The sequence below is a fragment of the Klebsiella sp. CN_Kp104 genome, assembly GCF_040064515.1.
Classification (GTDB): domain Bacteria; phylum Pseudomonadota; class Gammaproteobacteria; order Enterobacterales; family Enterobacteriaceae; genus Klebsiella; species Klebsiella aerogenes.
Map to the genome: position 1 here is coordinate 113,064 of NZ_JBEAII010000036.1, position 23,334 is coordinate 136,397.

The 23,334-nt window shown below is 56.4% G+C and carries 20 protein-coding genes; 10 read left to right on the top strand and 10 right to left on the bottom strand.

Annotated elements, in window-relative coordinates:
- Positions 1 to 5: 5 nt before the first annotated feature.
- Genes rpoN through npr form a run of 5 tightly spaced genes read left to right on the top strand, consistent with a single transcriptional unit; the run spans position 6 to position 3,465 of the window.
- Positions 6 to 1,439, top strand: a complete 1,434-nt coding sequence (rpoN, locus tag ABLU80_RS18865) for an RNA polymerase factor sigma-54 (protein WP_015703606.1) — start codon at positions 6 to 8, stop codon at positions 1,437 to 1,439.
- A gap of 22 nt (positions 1,440 to 1,461) precedes the next feature.
- Positions 1,462 to 1,749 carry a ribosome hibernation promoting factor gene (gene hpf, locus ABLU80_RS18870; RefSeq protein WP_004125711.1) on the top strand — a complete coding sequence of 96 codons (288 nt, stop codon included), beginning with the start codon at positions 1,462 to 1,464 and terminating at the stop codon, positions 1,747 to 1,749.
- A gap of 58 nt (positions 1,750 to 1,807) precedes the next feature.
- Positions 1,808 to 2,296 carry a PTS IIA-like nitrogen regulatory protein PtsN gene (gene ptsN, locus ABLU80_RS18875; RefSeq protein ID WP_015369492.1) on the top strand — a complete coding sequence of 163 codons (489 nt, stop codon included), beginning with the start codon at positions 1,808 to 1,810 and terminating at the stop codon, positions 2,294 to 2,296.
- Between the two features lie 45 nt (positions 2,297 to 2,341).
- Positions 2,342 to 3,196: an RNase adapter RapZ gene (gene rapZ, locus ABLU80_RS18880; RefSeq protein ID WP_015369491.1), complete on the top strand. Its 855-nt coding sequence runs from the start codon at positions 2,342 to 2,344 to the stop codon at positions 3,194 to 3,196.
- On the top strand, positions 3,193 to 3,465 hold the full coding sequence (gene npr, locus ABLU80_RS18885; protein WP_002918431.1) for a PTS phosphocarrier protein NPr: 273 nt from the start codon (positions 3,193 to 3,195) through the stop codon (positions 3,463 to 3,465). The genes rapZ and npr overlap by 4 nt, the downstream gene beginning before the upstream one ends.
- A 22-nt stretch (positions 3,466 to 3,487) precedes the next feature.
- Here npr and mtgA read toward each other — a convergent pair whose 3' ends face one another.
- The 4 genes from mtgA to ABLU80_RS18905 form a co-directional block, all read right to left on the bottom strand.
- Positions 3,488 to 4,213 (bottom strand): monofunctional biosynthetic peptidoglycan transglycosylase, encoded by a 726-nt coding sequence (gene mtgA, locus ABLU80_RS18890; RefSeq protein WP_015369490.1) that lies wholly within the window; start codon positions 4,211 to 4,213, stop codon positions 3,488 to 3,490.
- A complete protein-coding gene (gene elbB, locus ABLU80_RS18895) occupies positions 4,210 to 4,863 on the bottom strand; it encodes an isoprenoid biosynthesis glyoxalase ElbB (RefSeq protein WP_032709251.1) in 654 nt (217 codons plus the stop codon). Before elbB ends, mtgA begins: the two co-directional genes overlap by 4 nt.
- Positions 4,864 to 5,097: 234 nt before the next feature.
- Positions 5,098 to 7,434 carry an aerobic respiration two-component sensor histidine kinase ArcB gene (gene arcB / locus ABLU80_RS18900; protein ID WP_015703609.1) on the bottom strand — a complete coding sequence of 779 codons (2,337 nt, stop codon included), beginning with the start codon at positions 7,432 to 7,434 and terminating at the stop codon, positions 5,098 to 5,100.
- A 107-nt stretch (positions 7,435 to 7,541) separates the two neighbouring features.
- Positions 7,542 to 8,468 carry a TIGR01212 family radical SAM protein gene (locus tag ABLU80_RS18905; RefSeq protein ID WP_032715902.1) on the bottom strand — a complete coding sequence of 309 codons (927 nt, stop codon included), beginning with the start codon at positions 8,466 to 8,468 and terminating at the stop codon, positions 7,542 to 7,544.
- Between the two features lie 685 nt (positions 8,469 to 9,153).
- On the opposite strand from ABLU80_RS18905, the gene gltB reads away from it, so the two are divergent.
- Complete coding sequence (gene gltB, locus ABLU80_RS18910; protein WP_015703611.1) at positions 9,154 to 13,614, top strand: glutamate synthase large subunit; 4,461 nt, start codon at positions 9,154 to 9,156, stop codon at positions 13,612 to 13,614.
- A gap of 9 nt (positions 13,615 to 13,623) precedes the next feature.
- Positions 13,624 to 15,042 (top strand): glutamate synthase subunit GltD, encoded by a 1,419-nt coding sequence (gene gltD, locus ABLU80_RS18915; protein WP_015369485.1) that lies wholly within the window; start codon positions 13,624 to 13,626, stop codon positions 15,040 to 15,042.
- A gap of 116 nt (positions 15,043 to 15,158) precedes the next feature.
- Here the strand turns inward: gltD and sspB are convergent, their stop codons facing one another.
- The 5 genes from sspB to zapE all read right to left on the bottom strand — a co-directional run bounded on the left by sspB (position 15,159) and on the right by zapE (position 18,822).
- Positions 15,159 to 15,656, bottom strand: coding sequence for a ClpXP protease specificity-enhancing factor (gene sspB / locus ABLU80_RS18920; RefSeq protein ID WP_015369484.1), 498 nt, complete (start codon positions 15,654 to 15,656; stop codon positions 15,159 to 15,161).
- Between the two features lie 3 nt (positions 15,657 to 15,659).
- Positions 15,660 to 16,298 (bottom strand): stringent starvation protein SspA, encoded by a 639-nt coding sequence (gene sspA, locus ABLU80_RS18925; RefSeq protein ID WP_015369483.1) that lies wholly within the window; start codon positions 16,296 to 16,298, stop codon positions 15,660 to 15,662.
- 309 nt (positions 16,299 to 16,607) lie between these two features.
- Positions 16,608 to 17,000 (bottom strand): 30S ribosomal protein S9, encoded by a 393-nt coding sequence (gene rpsI, locus ABLU80_RS18930; protein ID WP_000829818.1) that lies wholly within the window; start codon positions 16,998 to 17,000, stop codon positions 16,608 to 16,610.
- A gap of 15 nt (positions 17,001 to 17,015) precedes the next feature.
- Positions 17,016 to 17,444: a 50S ribosomal protein L13 gene (gene rplM / locus ABLU80_RS18935; protein WP_002918559.1), complete on the bottom strand. Its 429-nt coding sequence runs from the start codon at positions 17,442 to 17,444 to the stop codon at positions 17,016 to 17,018.
- Positions 17,445 to 17,691: 247 nt separating this feature from the next.
- A complete protein-coding gene (gene zapE / locus ABLU80_RS18940) occupies positions 17,692 to 18,822 on the bottom strand; it encodes a cell division protein ZapE (RefSeq protein WP_015703612.1) in 1,131 nt (376 codons plus the stop codon).
- A 190-nt stretch (positions 18,823 to 19,012) separates the two neighbouring features.
- On the opposite strand from zapE, the gene zapG reads away from it, so the two are divergent.
- The 3 genes from zapG (at position 19,013) to degS (ending at position 22,097) form a co-directional block, all read left to right on the top strand.
- Positions 19,013 to 19,411 carry a Z-ring associated protein ZapG gene (zapG, locus tag ABLU80_RS18945; RefSeq protein ID WP_045378005.1) on the top strand — a complete coding sequence of 133 codons (399 nt, stop codon included), beginning with the start codon at positions 19,013 to 19,015 and terminating at the stop codon, positions 19,409 to 19,411.
- Between the two features lie 172 nt (positions 19,412 to 19,583).
- Entirely contained in the window at positions 19,584 to 20,951 is a 1,368-nt protein-coding gene (gene degQ / locus ABLU80_RS18950) for a serine endoprotease DegQ (RefSeq protein ID WP_015369479.1), read from the top strand.
- Positions 20,952 to 21,038: 87 nt separating this feature from the next.
- Positions 21,039 to 22,097, top strand: coding sequence for an outer membrane-stress sensor serine endopeptidase DegS (degS, locus tag ABLU80_RS18955; RefSeq protein WP_015703614.1), 1,059 nt, complete (start codon positions 21,039 to 21,041; stop codon positions 22,095 to 22,097).
- Between the two features lie 28 nt (positions 22,098 to 22,125).
- Here degS and ABLU80_RS18960 read toward each other — a convergent pair whose 3' ends face one another.
- Complete coding sequence (locus ABLU80_RS18960; RefSeq protein ID WP_047076750.1) at positions 22,126 to 22,824, bottom strand: membrane protein associated with oxaloacetate decarboxylase; 699 nt, start codon at positions 22,822 to 22,824, stop codon at positions 22,126 to 22,128.
- Positions 22,825 to 23,334: the final 510 nt, after the last annotated feature.

Genomic DNA, 23,334 nt, shown 5'->3' on the forward strand with positions numbered 1-23,334 from the left:
TGAACATGAAGCAAGGTTTGCAATTAAGGCTAAGCCAACAGCTTGCCATGACGCCCCAACTGCAGCAGGCCATCCGCTTGTTGCAGCTGTCCACGTTAGAACTCCAGCAAGAACTCCAGCAGGCGCTGGAGAGTAACCCGTTGCTTGAGCAAACCGATCTTCACGAAGAGGTTGAAACCACAGAAGCCGAGGACCGCGAGTCTCTGGATACCGTCGACGCGCTCGAACAAAAAGAGATGCCGGACGAGCTCCCGCTGGACGCCAGCTGGGATGAAATCTACACCGCCGGCACGCCGTCGGGTAATGGCGTCGACTACCAGGACGATGAACTGCCGATCTATCAGGGTGAGACCACCCAAAGCCTGCAGGATTATCTGATGTGGCAGGTCGAGCTCACGCCATTCACCGATACCGACCGCGCGATAGCCACCTCCATCGTCGATGCCGTTGACGATACCGGCTACCTCACTATTTCCATTCAGGACATTGTCGACAGTATCGAAGATGATGAAATTGGTCTTGAGGAAGTTGAAGCGGTACTCAAGCGCGTACAGCGTTTCGATCCGGTCGGCGTCGCCGCCAGGGATCTCCGTGACTGCCTGCTGATCCAGCTTTCACAATTTGCCAAAGAAACGCCGTGGCTGGAAGAAGCCAGGTTGATTATCAGCGAGCATCTTGATCTCCTGGCCAACCACGATTTCCGTAGCCTGATGCGCGTCACTCGCTTGAAAGAAGACGTTCTGAAAGAGGCGGTTTGCCTGATCCAGTCGCTGGATCCGCGCCCGGGTCAGTCCATTCAAACCAGCGAGCCGGAATACGTGATCCCGGATGTACTGGTGCGCAAGGTTAATGGCCGCTGGGTCGTCGAGCTCAATTCCGACAGCATTCCGCGGCTGAAGATTAATCAGCAATACGCGGCGATGGGCAATAATGCGCGCAACGACGCCGACAGCCAGTTTATCCGCAGCAACCTGCAGGAAGCCCGCTGGCTGATTAAGAGCCTTGAGAGCCGTAACGATACCCTGCTGCGGGTCAGCCGCTGCATCGTCGAACAGCAGCAGGCCTTCTTTGAGCAGGGTGAAGAATTTATGAAACCGATGGTGCTGGCGGATATCGCTCAGGCCGTCGAGATGCATGAATCAACCATTTCACGCGTTACCACGCAAAAATATCTGCACAGTCCACGCGGTATTTTTGAGTTGAAGTATTTCTTCTCCAGCCACGTCAATACCGAAGGCGGCGGCGAAGCCTCGTCTACCGCCATTCGTGCGCTGGTGAAGAAGTTAATCGCCGCGGAGAACCCCGCGAAGCCGTTGAGCGACAGCAAGCTCACCACCATGCTCTCCGATCAGGGTATTATGGTGGCGCGGCGCACTGTTGCTAAGTACCGAGAGTCTTTATCCATTCCGCCGTCAAACCAGCGCAAACAACTGGTCTGACACAACCGATAAGGAAGACACTATGCAGCTCAACATTACAGGACACAACGTCGAGATCACTCCCGCCATGCGCGACTTCGTCACTACGAAGTTCAGCAAACTGGAGCAGTTTTTCGATAGGATCAACCAGGTCTATATTGTGTTAAAAGTAGAGAAGGTGACGCAAATCGCGGACGCCAATTTGCATGTCAACGGTGGCGAAATCCATGCCAGTGCGGAAGGGCAGGATATGTATGCTGCTATCGATGGTCTTATCGATAAGCTGGCAAGACAGTTAACAAAACATAAAGATAAACTGAAACAACACTAATTGTCCGGGCGATCGCCCTTATCCGCAGCCCGCGGATAAGGGCAGCTCAGGTGAAATTATGATGAACAACGATTCCGCTCTACAACTGAGCAATGTCCTTAACCAGGATTGTACCCGTAGCCAGGTTCACTGCCAGAGCAAGAAACGCGCGCTGGAAATTATCAGCGAACTGGCGGCGAAGCAGCTAGGTTTACCGCCTCAGGTGGTCTTTGAAGCGATCCTGACCCGTGAAAAAATGGGCAGTACCGGGATCGGCAACGGCATTGCGATCCCTCACGGCAAGCTTGAAGAGGATACCCTGCGCGCCGTTGGCGTATTTGTGCAGTTGGAAACGCCGATCGCCTTCGATGCGATCGACAATCAGCCGGTCGATCTGCTGTTTGCGCTACTGGTGCCGGCCGATCAAACCAAAACCCATCTGCATACGCTCTCGCTGGTCGCCAAACGTCTGGCGGACAAAACCATCTGCCGTCGCCTGCGCGCTGCGGTGAGCGATGAAGAGTTGTATGAGATCATCACCGAAGCAGGAAGCAGCGATGACGCTTAACGTGAGTCGCGTCTTAACCTTTATCGTACTGAGGAGAAACGGTACATGGTACTGATGATCGTCAGCGGCCGCTCTGGCTCGGGGAAATCCGTCGCCCTGCGAGCGCTGGAAGATATGGGCTTCTACTGTGTGGATAACCTGCCGGTAGTGCTGTTGCCTGAGCTGGCGCGAACGCTGGCCGACCGCGATATCTCCGCGGCCGTCAGCATTGACGTGCGCAATATGCCGGAATCACCGGAAATCTTTGAACAAGCGATGCAGAATCTGCCGGAATCCTTCTCCCCGCAGCTGCTGTTCCTTGATGCCGACCGCAACACCCTGATCCGCCGCTACAGCGACACCCGTCGCTTACATCCGCTCTCCAGCAAGAATCTGTCGCTTGAAAGCGCGATCGACGAAGAGAGCGATCTGCTTGAGCCGCTGCGCTCCCGTGCGGATCTGATCGTCGATACTTCCGAAATGTCGGTGCATGAACTGGCCGAGATGCTGCGTACCCGCCTGTTAGGTAAACGCGAGCGTGAATTGACGATGGTCTTTGAATCATTCGGCTTCAAACACGGTATCCCTATCGATGCCGATTACGTGTTTGACGTCCGCTTCCTGCCAAACCCGCACTGGGATCCGAAGCTGCGCCCCATGACCGGCCTCGATAAACCGGTTGCCGCCTTCCTCGATCGCCATACGGAAGTGCATAACTTTATTTACCAGACGCGTAGCTATCTGGAGCTATGGTTGCCGATGCTGGAAACCAATAACCGCAGCTATCTGACGGTAGCCATTGGTTGTACCGGCGGTAAGCATCGCTCGGTCTATATTGCCGAACAGCTGGCTGACTACTTCCGTTCGCGCGGTAAGAACGTGCAATCTCGTCACCGGACGCTGGAAAAACGTAAATCATGACCGTCAAGCAAACCGTTGAAATCACCAACAAGCTGGGCATGCACGCGCGCCCGGCAATGAAGCTTTTCGAGCTGATGCAGAATTTCGATGCGGAAGTGTTGCTACGCAACGACGAAGGCACCGAAGCGGAAGCCAACAGCGTTATCGCCCTGCTGATGCTGGATTCCGCCAAAGGACGCCAAATTGAGGTTGAGGCCAGCGGCCCGCAGGAAGTCGAAGCGCTGGCGGCGGTGATTGCGCTGTTCAACGCCGGGTTTGATGAAGACTAATCATCTCCCGGCGGGATCGCGGTTAATGCAGCTTATTGGCCTGCATAAAGCCTTCGCCGCCTAACTGACGCATCTGGCGCAGGATCCACGCCTGTCGGCTATGAACATAGCCTGATGGCGCATCGGCGCGAAAACGAATCGGGTTCGGTAATACCGCCGCCAGCAGCGCGGCCTCTGCAGGGGTCAAACGGCTGGCCGGCTTATGAAAATAGCGCTGGGCCGCCGCTTCTACGCCGAAAATACCGTCGCCAAACTCGGCAATATTCAAGTACACGGTAAGAATGCGCTTCTTGCTCCAGACCGTTTCGATCCCGACGGTCAAGCCCACTTCCAGCCCCTTGCGCAACCAGCTGCGGCCATCCCATAAAAACAGGTTTTTCGCCGTCTGCTGAGAGAGCGTCGACGCGCCGCGAATACGATTTTCATTCCGTTCGTTGTGCGCCAGCGCTTTTTCGATTGCCGGCACGTCAAAACCCCAGTGGTCGGGGAATTTCTGATCTTCAGCGGCAATCACCGCCAGCCCCATCCAGGGGGAAATCTCGTCCATGCCAACCCAATCAGAATGGGCGACATAATGGAAATCACCGGAGAACCAGGCGCTAACCTGGCGCTCCAGCATCACCGCTGAGAACGGCACCGGCAGGACGCTGAATACGGCGATACCGCCGCCCCAGAACACCACACAGACCAGCAGCAGGCGTAACAGCAGGCGCTTAATCATCGCCAGCGGCGCAACACGCTTACTCATTCAGCGAGAACCAATACGCGATCGACCAGTTTCTCAATACCGCTGGCGGCCTCGGCAATATTCTGCGCCAGCATATAAGCAGGCGTGGTCACCACCTTGTTGTCTTCATCGACCACGATGTCGTCAACCGGGCACGGCACGTGCTCCGCGCCCATCTCTTCCAGCACCTCGGCAGTATCCGGATCGGTACCGATGGTTATCCGCAGCGGCGTCGGGAAAATCTTCGGCAACAGCGCCGGCGCGATACACATAAAGCCCAGCGGCTTACCCGCTTCGTGCATCGCCAGCGTTAACGCCTGCAGATCGCGATCAACAACGCATTCACTTCCCTGGGCGGCAAAATTACTCAGGTTTTTCGCCGCGCCAAAGCCGCCTGGCACAATCAGCGCATCCAGCTCGTCCGCGCGGGCGCTGGCCAAAGGCTGAATAGCGCCGCGCGCCAGGCGCGCCGCTTCAATCAGCACATTGCGGCTTTCCGCCATCGTTTCGCCGGTCAGATGGTTGATCACGTCGGTTTGCGCCTTATCCGGCGCAAAGCAAACCGCCTGCGCGCCGCGACGCGCAATGGCCAACAGGGTAATGACCGCTTCATGGATTTCTGCGCCGTCGTAAACGCCACAGCCGCTTAGTACCACGCCAATCTTCTTCATCTTGCTAACCCCTTAGCGCAACTCTATGAAACAAGTAAATAATTTTGATTTACTCGCTATGCTTCACATATTTTACCGATTCACGTAACAAAATATTTATGGTTTGCTATCTTAATGAGCGAGCAAGCCAAATCCTCAGGTTGCGCCGTGTAAAAAAATCACTCGAACAATCCTGGCTCAACAACCAGTTCCCTGGTGTTGGCGCAGTATTCGCGCACCCCGGTTTATCCGGGGTCATTTTTTATCCGCCGCCGCAATCCAGGCCTTCAGTACCGCAACATCGTTTTGCCACTCGGATTTCATCTCTTCTACCCACTCGCCGACGTTGTCTTCCCAGGCGGGTAAATCTGGCGTTTGGATCTGCTGCCCTAATTGCTGGATATGGCGCAAGCCTATCGACCCCGCCGCGCCCTTAATTTTATGGCCTTCATCGACGATACCTTTCTGGTCGCGCGCGGTGAGATTCGATTCCAGCACGGACATGTAGCCCGGCATCATCTTCTCGAACACCGCCAGCCCGTCGGTAATCAGCTTCGGCCCCACCAGCTCGATATATTGCTCCAGCATATCGGTATCCAGTACCGATGCCGATTTCGCCACATCCACCGCAGGCGGCTCATGGCCGTCGTCTTCCGGCGCATCCCAGAATTTCTTGATGATCGCAGTTAACGCCGGTACCGAGAGCGGTTTGCTCAGTACATCATCCATGCCGGCATCAAGGTACTCTTTTTTGTCCTTCAGGACGTTGGCGGTCAGCGCCACCAGCGGCGGCAACTCATCGGCGGCATAGCGTTGTTTTAGCTGTCGCGAGATATCGAGGCCGGTCATGTCCGGTAGCTGAATGTCCAGCAGCACCAGGTCGTATTCGCCGGGTTCGAACATCTCCAGCGCGGCTTTACCAGTCATCGCCACGTCCACGCTGTTGCCCAATTTTTCCAGCACCGAACGGGCGACAATCACGTTCAGTTCGATATCTTCCACCAGCAGCACATTCAGCGCCGGCAGCGGCATATCGTCTTCGGCCAGCGTATCTTCAACTTCATCAGCTACCGCCTGCGCGTGTACGGTCAAGGTAAACGTCGCCCCCTGCCCCGGCTGGCTGGTCACGCTGATATCGCCACCCATATTGCGCGCCAGCCGGCGCGATACCGCCAGCCCGATACCGGTACCGGTTGCCGGTTTACCGCCGTGGCTGTCTTTCACCTGATAATACATGGCGAAAATTTTGTCCTGCTCCGCCTGCGGGATACCGATACCGGAGTCCTCGACTTCGAAGTGCAGCATATCGCCTTCGTCATAGCGGACGCGCACGGTGACATTGCCCTGTTGGGTAAACTTCACCGCATTGCTGATCAGGTTCCACAGGATCTGCCGCAGACGCGTGCCATCGGTTATCACCTTATGCGGCAGCGGCTGGGTTGGCTCCATCACAAAGCGCAAACCTTTCTGCTGCGCCTGCAGGCCTGAGAGGTTCTCCAGATCGGCAAGGAAGCTGGTAAAATCCACCTCCTGATTATCAAGCTGAACTTTGCGCCGCTCCATCTTATCCATATCGATAATATCGTTGAAGATATTCCCCAGCGTCACCGCTGAAACATGGATAGTTTTCAGATATTTTTCCTGCTCGTTGGTCAATTCAGTATCCAGCAGGATGCGGCTGAGCCCAACGATGCCATTGAGCGGCGTACGCAGCTCGTGGCTGATGGTTGAGATAAAGGTGGTCTTGTCCCGGCTGGCGCGCTCCAACGCGTCCTGATAGCGCTTACGCTCGGTAATATCGCGGCCAAAGCCCATCAGGCCACGGCGCTTGCCCACGCGGTCATAGTAGGGGACCTTGCGGATCTCAAAGCAGGCTTTACGCCCATCGGGATAATCGAGCCATTGTTCGTAGGTCAGTGAGACATTATGGCGGAAGACTTTCTCATCGGTCTCCAGCACTTTCACCGCGGCTTCTTCGCTATAGACATCCTGCGGCTTGAGGTGAATCAGCTGCTTTTCGCTTTTACCGGTCAACAATTCCATCGCCCGGTTACAGCCGGAGAACTCTTTATCTTCGTTACGATAGAAAACCAGATCCGGTGAGGCATCAAGGAAAGAGCGCAGGAAAGAGGATTGTTGCTCTAGCTGAATTTGCGTCTCTTCGCGCTCTTTCATCTCTATTTTCAGCTGTTCCAGCGTGGTTTCGCGCTCCGCTTCCGCTTTTTCACGTTCGCCAATTTCCTGGTTCAACTGGGCGATATTATCCTTGAGCTGTACGTTAAGCTTAAGATCGCGCTCGCGCATCTCTTCCAGCTTTTCCACCAGCCGCGAGAGGCGCTGACGCGACTCTTCCAGCTGTTCGACCACCACTGACAGAAAATAGACCGCCCAGGGGGTAATCAGCAGCCCGAAGAAGATAGAGCGGATGACATCAATACTCTCCACCTGTCCATGCAGCACCATCGTGACGGCCATCTGCACCACGATAGCCAGCACCACCAGCGCCAGAGCCAACAGCATTGAAAAGCGCACCAGACCTAACTTCATCATCAGGTCGACATAGTACTGCGCCAGCATACGAATTTGCTTCATGAGGGATTCCTTATCGCCAACTCCGCACAATAATACCCAATTCTGAACATTACGCTGTAAGTTGTGCAAAAAATGCGGCGGTAATCAGCCGTTAAGGAAGTGGAACATCAGGCAGGCTGGATCCACGGCGTCCCCAATGCCGACCCCTGAACGCCATAGGCATTAAGGTATTTGTCCAGCTCGACCATACCGGTCCAGCGGTTTTCGCACCACAGCGGCGCCAGTAGCGTCGGGCGGCGGGCGCTGGCCGAGATGCGATGGTAAATCACCTCCGGCGGGGTATGGCGAATCATCTCACCGGCGGTGACCGTATAGTCATGCAGCGCAATACCGTTCAGGCGACCCGCCTGCCAGGCTTTCGCCATGATGCTGCCGGTCACAATATGCAACGGGTGTAGCTTGATGCCATCGACGCCAGTTTCGACTACCCGTTGCAGGGTGTGCAGGCACTGCTGCTGGGTTTCGCCCGGCAGGCCGACGATAAGATGCGCACAGACCTTTAATCCGCGCTCGCGCGCCAGTCGGGTGGTGCGCTGGTAGCAGGCAAAGTCATGGCCGCGATTGATACGATGCAGCGTTTTATCATGCGCGGTCTGCAATCCCAGCTCCAGCCAGATTTCATAGCCCTGCTCCCGATATTCGCTGAGCAGGTCCAGCACCGCATCGGGAACGCAGTCGGGGCGGGTGCCGACGCACAGCCCCACGATATTCGCCTGGCTCACCGCCTGCTGATACATTGAACGCAGCAGCTGTACTTCGGCAAAGGTGCTGGTGTAGGCCTGGAAATAAGCAAGATAGCGTTTCGCTCGGTTAACCAACTGCGCCTGGTGCGCCAGCTGATCGGCAATCGAACGGTACTGCTGGGCCTCGTCGGCGAAGGAGGCGACATTACAAAATGTGCAGCCGCCGCGGCCAATTGTGCCATCCCGGTTCGGGCAGCTAAATCCACCATGCAGCGTCAGTTTATGAACCTTTTCGCCGTAGCGGCGCGTAAGATCCCCACCAAACATGTTGACTAATTTTTGTAACTGCATAATCTGATAGACCGGCCTCAAGAAAGGGGCCAAGCCTGCCATTTTTAGCCTCCGACGGCGATGACCTGGATCAATCGTCAGCGCGGCCGCTTACCTCATTGCATATTAAATCAAAATAAACGCGGTTTCATTCACACTCGCGGTAATAACATTTACTTATACTTCAATGCTGAGTTTCAATTATCTTTGTCGCAGCAAAAAACAGTTTTATTTCCTGCCATTAAGATAACCAGCAGTCAAATATTCCGCCATAAAAATACAATTCAGCACAGAAAGGTAATCTTAGGCTGCGGATATAGTGAGACAGATCACACTAGATTACGCATCCCTGAGAGTTTATATGCCTTTAAAAAAACAACAATTCTTTTTAAAATCAAAAAATTAAACACCTCTTAGCACACTTTTGTATAAATAAGATTGCCATTTGACGTAAGTGTGGATTCTCGCTAAGTTGGGAATCCGCTGGAAGCTTTCTGGATGAGCGCTCTGCTCATCATATTTATGCAGTAATTGAGATTCCCTCTTAATAGCAAGTCCTCAAACTTGTGTACCGATGCGAAAAGGATTTAAAGAGGGCGAATGCGAGGTAGGCAAAGATGCCCTTACCCCGTCGCCATGCTCTTGCTGTGCCTTGCGCGCAATCGATTAAGGGGGCGTCCCGTAGAGCCTGGGGAGGTTCACTGATATGTTGTACGACAAATCCCTTGAGCGGGATAACTGTGGTTTCGGCCTGATCGCCCACATAGAAGGCGAACCTAGCCACAAGGTAGTGCGCACCGCTATACACGCACTGGCCCGAATGCAGCACCGCGGCGCGATCCTTGCCGATGGAAAAACCGGCGACGGTTGCGGCCTGCTGTTACAAAAACCCGATCGTTTCTTCCGGATTGTGGCGGAAGAGCGCGGCTGGCGCTTAGCCAAAAACTACGCCGTCGGGATGCTGTTCCTGAATAAAGACCCCGAGCTGGCAAGCGCTGCGCGCCGTATCGTTGAAGAAGAGCTGCAACGCGAAACATTGTCTATCGTTGGCTGGCGCGATGTGCCAACCAATGAAGGCGTGCTCGGTGAAATCGCCCTCTCCTCGCTGCCTCGTATTGAACAAATTTTTGTTAACGCGCCGGCAGGCTGGCGTCCGCGCGATATGGAACGCCGTCTGTTCATCGCGCGCCGCCGCATTGAAAAGCGCCTGCAGGAAGACAAAGATTTCTACGTTTGTAGCCTGTCGAACCTGGTTAATATCTATAAAGGTCTATGTATGCCGGCGGATTTGCCGCGCTTCTACCTGGACCTCGCGGACCTGCGTCTGGAATCCGCCATCTGCCTGTTCCACCAGCGCTTCTCCACCAATACCGTGCCGCGCTGGCCGCTGGCGCAGCCTTTCCGCTATCTGGCGCACAATGGTGAAATCAATACCATCACCGGTAACCGCCAGTGGGCCCGCGCCCGTACCTATAAATTCCAGACCCCGCTGATCCCCGATCTGCATGACGCCGCGCCGTTCGTCAACGAAACCGGCTCTGATTCAAGCTCGATGGATAATATGCTGGAACTGCTGCTGGCAGGCGGGATGGATATCGTCCGCGCGATGCGCCTGCTGGTACCGCCAGCCTGGCAGAATAACCCGGACATGGATCCGGAATTGCGCGCGTTCTTCGATTTTAACTCCATGCATATGGAGCCGTGGGACGGCCCGGCGGGCATCGTCATGTCCGACGGTCGCTACGCCGCCTGTAACCTCGACCGTAACGGTCTGCGTCCGGCGCGCTACGTCATCACCAAAGACAAACTCATCACCTGCGCGTCTGAAGTCGGTATCTGGGACTATCAGCCGGATGAAGTGATGGAAAAAGGCCGCGTTGGGCCTGGCGAGCTGATGGTCATCGATACCCGCAGCGGGCGCATTCTGCACTCGGCGGAAACCGATAACGATCTGAAAAGCCGCCATCCGTACAAAGAGTGGATGGAGAAAAACGTCCGCCGTCTGGTGCCGTTCGAAGACCTGCCGGAAGAAGAAGTCGGCAGCCGTCAGTTGGATGATGACACGCTCGCCAGCTACCAGAAACAGTTTAACTACAGCGCTGAAGAGCTGGACTCCGTCCTGCGCGTCCTTGGGGAAAACGGCCAGGAAGCGGTCGGTTCGATGGGCGATGATACCCCATTCGCCGTGCTCTCCAGCCAGCCGCGTATCATTTATGATTATTTCCGCCAGCAGTTCGCCCAGGTGACAAACCCGCCGATCGATCCGCTGCGTGAAGCGCACGTGATGTCGCTGGCTACCAGTATCGGCCGTGAAATGAACGTCTTCTGCGAAGCGGAAGGCCAGGCGCACCGCCTGAGCTTCAAATCGCCGATCCTGCTGTACTCCGACTTTAAACAGCTGACCACCATGGAAGAGGAGCATTATCGCGCCGACACCCTGGATATTACCTTTGATGCCAACGAAACCACGCTGGCCGAGACGGTAAAAGCGCTGTGCGATAAAGCGGAACAGATGGTACGTAACGGCACCGTACTGCTGGTGCTGTCCGACCGCAACATCGCGAAAGACCGTCTGCCGGTACCGGCGCCGATGGCCGTTGGCGCCATCCAGACGCGCCTCGTCGATAAGAGCCTGCGCTGCGACGCTAACATCATCGTCGAAACCGCCAGCGCCCGCGATCCGCACCACTTTGCGGTGCTGCTGGGCTTTGGCGCGACGGCTATCTATCCATATCTTGCCTATGAAACCCTGGCGAAGCTGGTGGATAGCAAAGCTATCGATAAAGAATACCGTACGGTGATGCTGAACTACCGTAACGGCATCAACAAAGGCCTGTACAAAATCATGTCGAAGATGGGGATCTCGACCATCGCCTCCTACCGCTGCTCGAAGCTGTTCGAAGCGGTCGGTCTGCATCGCGACGTGGCCGACCTCTGCTTCCAGGGCGTAGTGAGCCGCATTGGCGGCGCCGGTTTCGACGACTTCCAGCAGGACCTGCTGAATCTGTCGAAACGCGCATGGCTGGCGCGTAAACCGCTGGCTCAGGGCGGTTTGCTGAAATATGTCCACGGCGGCGAATATCACGCCTACAACCCGGACGTCGTTCGCACCCTGCAGCAGGCGGTTCAGAGCGGTGAATACCGTGATTATCAGGAATACGCGAAGTTGGTTAACGAACGCCCGGCAGCCACGCTGCGCGATCTGCTGGCGCTCAACCCAGGCGATGAAGCCATAAGCATCAATGAAGTGGAATCAGCGAAAGAGCTGTTTAAACGCTTCGATACCGCGGCCATGTCGATCGGCGCGCTGAGCCCGGAAGCGCATGAATCGCTGGCGGAAGCGATGAACAGCATCGGCGGCTTCTCCAACTCCGGTGAAGGCGGCGAAGACCCTGCGCGCTACGGCACCAACAAAGTCTCGCGTATTAAGCAGGTGGCTTCAGGTCGGTTCGGCGTTACCCCAGCCTACCTGGTGAATGCCGACGTAATCCAGATTAAAGTCGCCCAGGGCGCGAAACCCGGTGAAGGCGGACAGTTGCCGGGTGACAAAGTGACGCCTTATATCGCCAAACTGCGTTATTCGGTACCTGGCGTGACGCTGATCTCCCCGCCGCCGCACCACGATATTTACTCTATCGAGGATCTGGCGCAGCTGATTTTCGACCTCAAGCAGGTCAATCCGAAGGCGATGATTTCCGTCAAACTGGTTTCCGAGCCGGGTGTCGGCACCATCGCCACCGGCGTGGCGAAAGCCTACGCAGACCTAATCACTATCGCCGGCTACGATGGCGGTACCGGGGCGAGCCCGCTTTCATCGGTGAAATATGCCGGCTGTCCGTGGGAACTTGGCCTGGTGGAAACCCAGCAGGCGCTGGTCGCCAACGGCCTGCGTCATAAAATTCGCCTGCAGGTAGACGGCGGCCTGAAAACCGGCCTCGATATCATCAAAGCGGCGATCCTTGGCGCGGAAAGCTTCGGCTTCGGCACCGGCCCGATGGTCGCGCTGGGCTGTAAATACCTGCGTATCTGTCACCTGAACAACTGCGCCACCGGCGTGGCGACCCAGGATGACAAACTGCGTAAGAACCACTACCACGGCCTGCCATTCAAAGTGACCAACTACTTTGAATTCATCGCCCGCGAAACCCGCGAGCTGATGGCGCAGCTGGGCGTGAAGCGTCTGGTGGACCTGATCGGCCGCACCGACCTGCTGAAAGAACTGGAAGGCTTTACGGCGAAACAGCAGAAACTGGAGCTCGGTAAACTGCTGGAAACCGCTGAGCCGCTGCCAGGCAAGGCGCTGTACTGCACCGAGAGCAACCCGCCGTTCGATAACGGCGTGCTCAACGCGCAGCTGCTGCAGCAGGCGAAGCCGTATGTGGATAACAAACAGAGCAAAACGTTCTGGTTCGATATTCGCAACACCGACCGTTCCGTTGGGGCGTCGCTGTCCGGTTATATCGCCCAGACTCACGGCGACCAGGGGCTGGCCGCCGACCCGATCACCGCCCACTTTAGCGGTACCGCGGGCCAGAGCTTCGGCGTCTGGAACGCCGGCGGCGTTGAGCTGCACCTGACCGGCGACGCCAACGACTACGTGGGTAAAGGCATGGCGGGCGGTCTGCTGTCGATTCGTCCTCCGGTCGGCTCCGCCTTCCGTAGCCATGAAGCAAGCATCATTGGCAACACCTGTCTGTATGGCGCGACCGGCGGTCGTCTGTACGCGGCAGGACGCGCGGGCGAACGCTTTGCGGTACGTAACTCCGGCGCCATCACCGTGGTGGAAGGCATCGGCGACAACGGCTGTGAATACATGACCGGCGGCATCGTCTGTATCCTGGGGAAAACCGGCGTGAACTTCGGCGCAGGTATGACCGGCGGCTTTGCTTACGTCCTGGATGAAGATGGCGACTTCCGTAAACGCGTTAACCCCGAACTGGTGGAAGTTCTGGACGTGGACACGCTGGCTATCCATGAGGAGCACCTGCGTGGCTTAATTACCGAACACGTCCAGCTTACCGGTTCGCAGCGCGGCGAAGAGATCCTCGCCAACTGGCCGGCCTTCGCAGCGAAGTTTGCGCTGGTTAAACCGAAGTCCAGCGATGTTAAAGCACTGTTGGGTCACCGTAGTCGTTCCGCAGCTGAGCTGCGGGTGCAGGCGCAGTAAGGGGTTAAGATGAGTCAGAACGTATACCAATTTATCGACCTGCAGCGCGTTGATCCGCCAAAGAAACCGCTGAAGATCCGTAAAATTGAATTTGTAGAAATTTACGAGCCGTTTTCAGAAGGCCAGGCCAAGGCGCAGGCAGATCGCTGCCTCTCCTGCGGCAACCCGTACTGCGAATGGAAATGTCCGGTGCACAACTACATCCCTAACTGGCTGAAACTGGCCAACGAGGGGCGTATTTTTGAAGCGGCCGAACTGTCGCATCAGACCAACACCCTGCCGGAAGTCTGCGGACGTGTCTGCCCGCAGGACCGCCTGTGCGAAGGTTCCTGTACCCTGAACGATGAGTTCGGCGCGGTAACCATCGGCAACATTGAGCGCTATATCAATGATAAGGCGTTTGAGATGGGCTGGCGTCCGGACTTGTCCGGCGTGAAGCAAACCGGTAAAACCGTCGCCATTATCGGCGCCGGTCCGGCAGGCCTGGCCTGCGCGGATGTGCTGACCCGTAACGGCGTAAAGGCGATCGTTTTCGATCGTCATCCGGAAATCGGCGGTCTGCTGACCTTCGGCATCCCGGCGTTTAAGCTGGAAAAAGAGGTGATGACCCGCCGCCGTGAGATCTTCACCGGCATGGGGATTGAGTTCCGGCTCAATACCGAAGTGGGCCGTGACGTCCAGCTCGACGATCTGCTGAAAGAGTACGATGCCGTATTTCTGGGCGTGGGCACCTACCAGTCCATGCGCGGCGGACTGGAAAACGAAGATGCCAACGGCGTGTATGACGCACTGCCGTTCCTTATCGCCAACACCAAACAGATCATGGGCTTTGGCGAAACGGCGCACGAACCGTTCGTCAGTATGGAAGGCAAACGCGTGGTGGTTCTCGGCGGCGGCGACACCGCGATGGACTGCGTGCGGACCTCGGTTCGTCAGGGGGCGGCGCACGTTATCTGCGCCTATCGTCGTGACGAAGAAAACATGCCGGGTTCCAAACGCGAAGTGAAAAACGCGCGTGAAGAGGGTGTCGAATTCCAGTTCAACGTCCAGCCGCTGGGCGTGGAAGTGAATGCCAACGGCAAAGTGTGCGGCGTGAAAATGGCGCGCACCGAAATGGGCCAGCCGGATGCGAAAGGCCGCCGTCGCGCGGAAATCGTCGCCGGTTCCGAGCACGTGGTGCCGGCAGACGCGGTGGTGATGGCGTTTGGTTTCCGTCCACACAGCATGGAATGGCTGGCGAAACATAGCGTCGAGCTGGATTCTCAGGGCCGCATCATCGCCCCGGAAGGCAGCGACAACGCGTTCCAGACCAGCAACCCGAAAATCTTTGCCGGCGGCGATATCGTTCGCGGCTCAGACCTGGTGGTAACGGCGATTGCCGAAGGCCGTAAAGCGGCGGACGGGATCCTCAACTATCTTGAAGTCTGATTAGACCCTGAGTCTCAACGCAGAAAAGCCCGATGGTTAACGCTATCGGGCTTTTTTATGCTTGATCGTGGTTAAGCAGGAGCAAAAAAAACAGGCCCCGGAGGGCCTGTCAGGCATTACTTCACAACGCGCAGCGCCGGACGACCACCGCGCGGCGGCGGCGGCGTGTCGTCAGGATCGTCATCGTGATTATCCGGCTTATCGCCATCAATCACCGACATCACCGTTTCGTTTTCGCTCTCAGACACGACGTCATCATCGTTGAGGCTGCTGACATCTTCGTCATAGGCCGCTTCAGGTTCAAACATCGTTCCTGCGCCGTTCTCACGGGCATAGATAGCGAGTACCGCAGCCAGCGGCACGGAAACGTTGCGCGGTACGCCGCCGAAGCGAGCATTAAAGCGCACTTCGTCATTCGCCAGTTCCAGATTGCCCACCGCACGTGGCGCAATATTCAGAACGATTTGGCCGTCGCGAGCGTACTCCATCGGCACGAGAACGCCTGGCAGCGTCACATCGACGACCAGGTGCGGAGTCAGCTGGTTATCCAGCAGCCACTCATAGAACGCCCGCAGCAGGTACGGGCGACGCGGCGTCAGCTGTGAGACATCCATTATTTAGCCCCGGCCGAGGCGCATTTCACGCTCGGCTTCAGTTAAAGAAGCGAGGAAAGAATCACGTTCGAAGACGCGAGTCATATAGCCCTTAAGCTCTTTCGCGCCAGCACCCACCAGTTCTACGCCGAGAACCGGCAAACGCCACAGCAGCGGAGCCAGGTAGCAATCGACCAGGCTGAATTCGTCGCTCAGGAAGTAAGGCTTCTGAGTAAAGACCGGCGCAATCGCCTGCAGTTCTTCACGCAGCTGCTTACGAGCGGCATCAGCCTGGGCCGCGGTACCGGTCTGGATGGTATTCATCAGCGAATACCAGTCTTTCTCGATACGTTGCATGTACAGACGGCTTTCACCACGCGCCACCGGGTAAACCGGCATTAGCGGCGGATGCGGGAAACGCTCATCCAGGTATTCCATAATGATGCGGGATTCCCACAGAGTGAGCTCACGATCCACCAGCGTCGGGACGCTTTGATTCGGGTTGAGGTCAATCAGATCCTGAGGCGGGTTATCCTTCTCCACGTGCTCTATCTCAAAACTGACACCTTTTTCGGCCAGCACGATGCGGACCTGATGGCTATAGATGTCAGTAGGACCAGAAAACAGCGTCATTACCGAACGTTTGTTGGCAGCGACAGCCATGAAAACCTCCAGGTATATTCAGAATTTTTACTGCTGCCGACCACGCATGGCCAGCCAGATGTATAAACCCCATTCGCACGGCGACGATATGTTCATTGATTAACTAAAAAATGAACAACCACCAGCATTTGGGCAGAAAATTGGATGATAGTTTACCAGATTTTGCGGACGTTGTGGTGAGGGTATTCTGGAAATGCTGAAAAAGTGGTAAGAACAGACCATTTCTTTGTGGATAACAGCCGTTTTATCCATAAAAAAACCCGCCGAAGCGGGTTTTTTCGCAAATTGTTCTGCGTGAGCAGAAAACAATTAACGTTTGGAGAACTGCGGACGACGACGTGCTTTACGCAGACCGACTTTCTTACGTTCAACCTGACGAGCGTCACGAGTAACGAAGCCAGCTTTACGCAGTTCAGAACGCAGGGACTCGTCGTACTCCATCAGAGCGCGGGTGATACCGTGACGGATCGCACCAGCCTGACCAGAGATACCACCACCTTTAACAGTGATGTACAGATCCAGTTTCTCAACCATGTCGACCAGTTCCAGCGGCTGACGAACTACCATGCGGGCAGTTTCACGACCGAAGTACTGTTCCAGCGAACGCTGGTTGATTACGATTTTGCCGTTGCCCGGTTTGATGAAAACGCGAGCTGCGGAACTTTTGCGGCGACCAGTGCCGTAGTATTGATTTTCAGCCATTGCCTATAATCCCGATTAGATGTCAAGAACTTGCGGTTGCTGTGCCGCGTGGTTGTGCTCGTTACCAGCGTAAACTTTCAGTTTACGGTACATAGCACGACCCAGCGGGCCTTTTGGCAGCATGCCTTTAACCGCGATTTCAATCACACGCTCAGGACGGCGGGCAATCATCTCTTCAAAGGTCGCTTCTTTGATACCACCGATGTGGCCGGTGTGGTGGTAGTACATTTTGTCTTCGCGCTTGTTGCCGGTTACAGCAACTTTTTCTGCGTTCAGAACGATGATGTAATCACCAGTATCAACGTGCGGAGTGTATTCCGCTTTGTGCTTACCGCGCAGGCGACGAGCCAGTTCAGTAGCCAGACGGCCCAGAGTTTTACCGGTCGCGTCAACAACATACCAGTCGCGTTTTACGGTTTCTGGTTTAGCTGTAAAAGTTTTCATTAAAAGCTTACCCAAATAAATAAGTTACACGTTGGTGAACACCCAAACGTTTAGTCAGTTGAGGTTCACACGACAAAGTCCGGCAAACCTACCCCTTCGAATAGCCTATGCCAGCACATAGAAGATTTCGGGAAAAAAAACCTTCTCGTAACGTGGGGTCGCAAGATTATAGAGAAGTAGGGGCCAAAGATCGACCCCTTTATGTGATTTGCAGCAGGTTTTTCTCAATGTGAGAAGAAGGCTGGATTCAGGGCATGTGCGGTTGTTTCAGATACTCTTCGCTTTGCATTTCCTGCAGGCGCGATAAACAGCGCTGGAACTCAAACTTCAAGCGTTCACCCTGATAGATCTCATACAGCGGCACCGCCGCGCTAACCACCAGTTTTACGTGACGTTCGTAGAATTCATCCACCAGCGCGATAAAGCGCCGCGCTTCGCTCTCAAGATGCGTCGTCATCACAGGCACATCGAACAACATTACGGTGTGGAACAGGCGTGACAGCGCGATGTAATCATGCTGGCTGCGCGCATCCACGCACAGCGTGTCGAACGACGCCGCCAAAGTCTGGTTTTCCACGCCTAACGTCGGCAGCGGCCGGTGGTTAATTTCCAGCGTCGGCATCTGCTCGCGCTTGGCTCCCGCCAGCGCCAGCCAGAGTTTATCCATTTGCTGGCTGGTCTCGCCATTGAGCGGCGACAGCCACAAATGCGCCTGGGTTAATGTGCGCAGGCGGTAATCAATCCCCGCATCGACGTTCATAATGTCGCAATGCTGCTTGATGGCGTCTATCGCCGGCAGGAAACGCGCGCGTTGCAGACCATTGCGGTAGAGCTCGTCCGGCGGGATGTTCGAGGTAGCAACCAGCGTGATCCCACGCGAGAACAGCGCTTTCATTAAGCCGCCGAGCAGCATGGCATCGGTGATGTCGGAGACAAAAAACTCGTCGAAGCACAACACATCGGTTTGCGCTTTAAAGCGATCGGCAACAATCTCTAGCGGGTCGCTATGCCCCTGCAAGGTAGTTAACTCTTCGTGTACGCGCAGCATAAAGCGATGGAAATGCAGGCGCTGTTTACGCTCGCCCGGCAGGCTTTGATAAAACATATCCATCAGCCAGGTTTTGCCGCGCCCAACGCCGCCCCACATATACAGGCCGCGTACGGCGGTCGCTTCCGCCGCCGGTTCGCGTTTGCCAAGCAGCTTGCTGAATTTCGCCCGCAGCCCGCCGCCCGCAGGCGCTGCGGCTACAGGTTTTTCCTGCAGTTCACGATAGATGGTATCGAGGCGGCTGACCGCTTCTTGTTGCACGTCGTCTGGTTGATGGCTGCCCTCTTTGAGAGCTAAAAGGTAACGCGATGTTGGGGACAGGCTTTGCATGATCTTATTGTTATTCCTTGAAAACCGTGGCGCCGTGGCCCACGATTGACGAAAAAAAGGCGGTTCTACACTACGCGATGATACGCCAGGATTCCACTTCTGTGGAATTAGCGGTTATAGTGGCACTATCGGGCGCAGGCGGAGAGCCTAACAGCCACCCTACGGAACCACAAAACAACGGGAGATGTTCATGACCTGGGAATACGCGCTAATTGGATTAGTCGTCGGTATCATCATCGGTGCCGTCGCCATGCGTTTTGGTAACCGCAAATTGCGTCAGCAACAAGCGCTGCAGTTCGAACTGGAAAAGAATAAAGCAGAGCTTGAAGAGTATCGCGAAGAGCTGGTCAGCCATTTTGCGCGCAGCGCAGAACTGCTGGACAACATGGCGGATGACTACCGTCAGCTGTATCAGCACATGGCAAAAAGCTCCAGCAGTCTGCTGCCGGACGCGATGGCGGACGCCAATCCGTTCCGCAATCGCCTCGCGGAGTCCGAAGCCAGCAACGATCAGGCGCCGGTACAGATGCCGCGCGATTATTCTGAAGGCGCATCCGGCCTGCTGCGCGGTGGCGTAAAACGCGACTGATCCCGCTGTCTGCGTAAAAATGTTTACCGGGCGCGCCTTCCGCGCCCGTCTTCCCCCACATCCCAGCTACAATTTAAGCACGGACCGCATTGTTAGCCGGTCGAAAATTCAATAACATCAAATCATTCGGACGTTTTTTCCATACACCTCAGGTTACGAGAGCCAGCATCTAATGAAGAAACAGACTTTGCTGTTGAGTGCGTTAGCGTTAAGCATTGGATTATCGTTGTCGGTCCTGCCTCCGGCGGCGGCATCACTGCCGACCCAGGTTCCTGGCCAGGGCGCGCTACCGAGCCTCGCGCCGATGCTGGAAAAAGTATTGCCTGCGGTGGTCAGCGTGCAGGTAGAAGGCACCGCCTCGCCGGTGCAGAATATGCCGGAAGAGCTGAAAAAATACTTCGGCGACAACGCGCCGCAAGAGCAGGCGCAGCCGTTTGAAGGCCTCGGTTCAGGGGTGATTATCGACGCCGCCAAAGGCTATGTGCTGACCAACAACCACGTAATAAGCCAGGCGCAGAAAATCAGCATTCAGTTGAACGATGGCCGCGAGTTCGATGCCAAACTGGTCGGCAGCGATGAACAGAGCGATATAGCCCTGCTGCAGGTTTTAAAACCCAGCAATTTAACGCAAATCGCCATCGCGGATTCCGACAAGCTGCGCGTCGGCGATTTCGCCGTTGCCGTCGGCAACCCCTTCGGCCTCGGGCAAACCGCTACTTCCGGCATCATCTCCGCGCTGGGTCGTAGCGGCCTTAATCTCGAAGGGCTGGAAAACTTTATTCAGACCGATGCCTCAATTAACCGCGGCAACTCCGGCGGCGCGTTGCTGAATCTCAACGGCGAGCTTATCGGCATCAATACCGCCATTCTGGCGCCGGGCGGCGGCAGCATCGGTATCGGCTTCGCCATCCCGAGCAACATGGCGAAGACCCTCGCCGATCAGCTTATTCAATACGGCGAAATCAAACGCGGCCTGCTGGGCATTAAAGGCATGGAAATGAGCGCGGATATCGCCAAAGCGATGAATATCAACGCTCAGCGCGGCGCCTTTGTAAGCGAAGTCCTGGCCAATTCAGGCTCCGCAAAAGCAGGAATTAAATCCGGAGACGTTATCGTCAGCATGAACGGCAAGCCGCTAAGCAGCTTCGCCGAGCTGCGTTCGCGTATCGCCACTACCGCCCCTGGCACTAAAGTAAAACTGGGGCTACTGCGCGACGGCAAACCGTTGGACGTCGAGGTCACGCTGGATAAGAGCACCTCCTCCACCGCCAGCGCCGAGCTGATTATCCCGGCCCTGCAGGGAGCGGCGCTAAGCGATGGTCAGTTAAAAGACGGCACTAAGGGCGTGAGCATCGATAACGTCGATAAAGGCAGCGCGGCGGCTCAGGTTGGCCTGCATAAAGACGATCTCATTATCGGCCTCAACCGCCAGCGTGTGCGTTCCATCGCCGAGCTACGTAAAGTGCTGGAAACCAAACCGGCCGTCATCGCGCTGAATGTGCTGCGCGGTAACGAAAGCATTTATCTGCTGCTACGCTAACGGCTGTATCCGGACATCGCGCGTCGTGCGATGTCCGGATAAGTCATGCTATGCTGCGCCTGCCCATTAATTAACGATATTCGCATCATGCCAGGAAAGCTTTTACGTTCAGTCCTTATCGGTTTAATCGTCGGCGGCATCCTGCTGGCGGCGATGCCTTCGCTGCGCCAGTGGCAGCTCTCGTCGGCGACGCCGAGCGATACCGCTGACGAATCGCCCGCCAGCTATAATGCTGCGGTAAGACGCGCCGCGCCGGCGGTGGTCAACGTCTATAACCGCGCGCTGAACAGCACCAGCCATAACCAGCTGACGCTCGGCTCCGGCGTTATCATGGACCAACGCGGATATATCCTCACCAACAAGCACGTCATCAACGATGCCGATCAGATAATCATCGCCTTGCAGGATGGACGGGTATTTGAAGCCCTGTTGGTCGGTTCCGATACCCTGACTGACCTGGCGGTGCTCAAAATAAACGCCAGCGGCGGCCTGCCAGTTATCCCGATTAACCCGAAACGCGTTCCACATATCGGCGATGTGGTACTGGCGATAGGCAACCCGTATAACCTTGGGCAAACCATCACCCAGGGCATCATCAGCGCGACCGGCCGTATCGGCCTGAACCCTACCGGGCGGCAGAATTTCCTGCAAACCGATGCTTCTATCAACCACGGTAACTCCGGCGGCGCGCTGGTTAACTCGCTGGGTGAACTGATGGGTATTAACACCCTGTCGTTTGATAAGAGCAATGACGGCGAAACGCCGGAAGGGATCGGCTTTGCCATCCCGTTCCAGCTGGCGACCAAAATCATGGATAAACTGATCCGCGACGGCCGGGTGATCCGCGGTTACATCGGGATCAGCGGCCGCGAGATCGCGCCGATGCATGCGCAGAGCGGCGGCATGGATCAGATCCAGGGGATCGTCGTTAATGACGTCGCACCTGACGGCCCAGCGGCGCAGGCCGGGATCCGCGCCAATGATGTGATCATCTCGGTGAACGATAAACCAGCGGTTTCGGCGCTGGAAACCATGGACCAGGTCGCAGAAATTCGCCCGGGTTCAGAAATCCCGGTGGTCATCATGCGTGATGATAAGAAAATCACCCTGCACGTGGCGGTACAGGAATATCCGGCGACAAATTAACGATTAGCGCTCCGTTATCGGAGCGCGATTAATCAACAAACAGCGGTCCGGCCGGGAATCTGGCCAGAAACCCGGTCACCGCCAGTAACGACCGCAACGATGGCCAGCGGATCTGCCGCTCCCGCAGTTCATCATCCAGCGTCAGTAACGCGAACTCCCCTCTCTCGCCGAGAACCCCGCCCTGCCACAGCAGCCGTTGCGCCTGCTGCCGCGCCCACGGCGATTCACTCTTCCAGGCCAGCAAATGCAGCAGCGACTGTTGTAAGCAAACGCTGTGCGAATGGTTGTCCCGCAACAATCGTCGATACACCGGCAGCGAGATACTGCGTACGCTGTAGAAACCACTGCGTGATTCACTATCAGCATGCGCCACGCTGGCGCACATCTGCCCGGCCAGATCGCATAAACGATTATGCGTCAGCGGCTGGCGCAGCGCATCCAGATGCCCGGCGGCGGCGCAAAGCAGGCCGCTCCTTTGCCGCTCATGCGTCAGCGAATCAAGCAACGCCGCTACCGTTTCAGCCTCCCCGGTCTGCGCATGCTGAATACCAGCATCATAACAACAGACAAAGAAATCATGGCTGCCACGGCCGACCGGCGGATGCGCCAGCAGATTCAGCGCCGGATGCAGTTGTTCAAGCTCCTCCAGCGACGCCAGGGCGTCATCCACGACCCCCTCTTTTGCCGACGACCGGCTGGCAGGATGTAATACTAGCGTTTCATTCATCAAAGCCTCCTCAGGGAAAATTCCCGGCTCGCGCGGCGCCCGGCCGGGCTATGGGGTCACCGGTCGCCCGGATAAGGCGCCAGCCGCTATCCGGTAACCTCTCCCCGGTGGCGCTGCGCTTACCGGGGCTACAAACCGGAGCGGACTGGTAGCCCGGATAAGGCGCCTGCCGCTATCCGGGAACCTCTCCCCGGTGGCGCTGCGTTTACCGGGGCTACAAACCGGAGCGGACCCGTAGCCCGGATAAGGCGCAAGCCGCCATCCGGGAACCTCTCCCCGGTGGCGCTGCGCTTACCGGGGCTACAAACCGGAGCGGACTGGTAGCCCGGATAAGGCGCAAGCCGCTATCCGGGAATCTCTCCCCGGTGGCGCTGCGTTTACCGGGGCTACAAACCGGAGCGGACCGGTAGCCCGGATAAGGCGCAAGCCGCCATCCGGGAACCTCTCCCCGGTGGCGCTGCGCTTACCGGGGCTACAAACCGGAGCGGACTGGTAGCCCGGATAAGGCGC

What these genes read in the sequence shown, in the direction of transcription:
- npr (WP_002918431.1), top strand. Translation starts at nt 3,193, where the DNA reads ATGACCGTCAAGCAAACCGTTGAAATCACCAACAAGCTGGGCATGCAC.
- ptsN (WP_015369492.1), top strand. Translation starts at nt 1,808, where the DNA reads ATGATGAACAACGATTCCGCTCTACAACTGAGCAATGTCCTTAACCAG.
- hpf (WP_004125711.1), top strand. Translation starts at nt 1,462, where the DNA reads ATGCAGCTCAACATTACAGGACACAACGTCGAGATCACTCCCGCCATG.
- sspB (WP_015369484.1), bottom strand. Translation starts at nt 15,656, where the DNA reads ATGGATGTCTCACAGCTGACGCCGCGTCGCCCGTACCTGCTGCGGGCG.
- rplM (WP_002918559.1), bottom strand. Translation starts at nt 17,444, where the DNA reads ATGAAAACTTTTACAGCTAAACCAGAAACCGTAAAACGCGACTGGTAT.
- degQ (WP_015369479.1), top strand. Translation starts at nt 19,584, where the DNA reads ATGAAGAAACAGACTTTGCTGTTGAGTGCGTTAGCGTTAAGCATTGGA.
- rpoN (WP_015703606.1), top strand. Translation starts at nt 6, where the DNA reads ATGAAGCAAGGTTTGCAATTAAGGCTAAGCCAACAGCTTGCCATGACG.
- zapG (WP_045378005.1), top strand. Translation starts at nt 19,013, where the DNA reads ATGACCTGGGAATACGCGCTAATTGGATTAGTCGTCGGTATCATCATC.
- degS (WP_015703614.1), top strand. Translation starts at nt 21,039, where the DNA reads ATGCCAGGAAAGCTTTTACGTTCAGTCCTTATCGGTTTAATCGTCGGC.
- mtgA (WP_015369490.1), bottom strand. Translation starts at nt 4,213, where the DNA reads ATGAGTAAGCGTGTTGCGCCGCTGGCGATGATTAAGCGCCTGCTGTTA.
- sspA (WP_015369483.1), bottom strand. Translation starts at nt 16,298, where the DNA reads ATGGCTGTCGCTGCCAACAAACGTTCGGTAATGACGCTGTTTTCTGGT.
- rpsI (WP_000829818.1), bottom strand. Translation starts at nt 17,000, where the DNA reads ATGGCTGAAAATCAATACTACGGCACTGGTCGCCGCAAAAGTTCCGCA.
- elbB (WP_032709251.1), bottom strand. Translation starts at nt 4,863, where the DNA reads ATGAAGAAGATTGGCGTGGTACTAAGCGGCTGTGGCGTTTACGACGGC.
- ABLU80_RS18905 (WP_032715902.1), bottom strand. Translation starts at nt 8,468, where the DNA reads ATGCAGTTACAAAAATTAGTCAACATGTTTGGTGGGGATCTTACGCGC.
- ABLU80_RS18960 (WP_047076750.1), bottom strand. Translation starts at nt 22,824, where the DNA reads ATGAATGAAACGCTAGTATTACATCCTGCCAGCCGGTCGTCGGCAAAA.
- gltD (WP_015369485.1), top strand. Translation starts at nt 13,624, where the DNA reads ATGAGTCAGAACGTATACCAATTTATCGACCTGCAGCGCGTTGATCCG.
- gltB (WP_015703611.1), top strand. Translation starts at nt 9,154, where the DNA reads ATGTTGTACGACAAATCCCTTGAGCGGGATAACTGTGGTTTCGGCCTG.
- rapZ (WP_015369491.1), top strand. Translation starts at nt 2,342, where the DNA reads ATGGTACTGATGATCGTCAGCGGCCGCTCTGGCTCGGGGAAATCCGTC.
- arcB (WP_015703609.1), bottom strand. Translation starts at nt 7,434, where the DNA reads ATGAAGCAAATTCGTATGCTGGCGCAGTACTATGTCGACCTGATGATG.
- zapE (WP_015703612.1), bottom strand. Translation starts at nt 18,822, where the DNA reads ATGCAAAGCCTGTCCCCAACATCGCGTTACCTTTTAGCTCTCAAAGAG.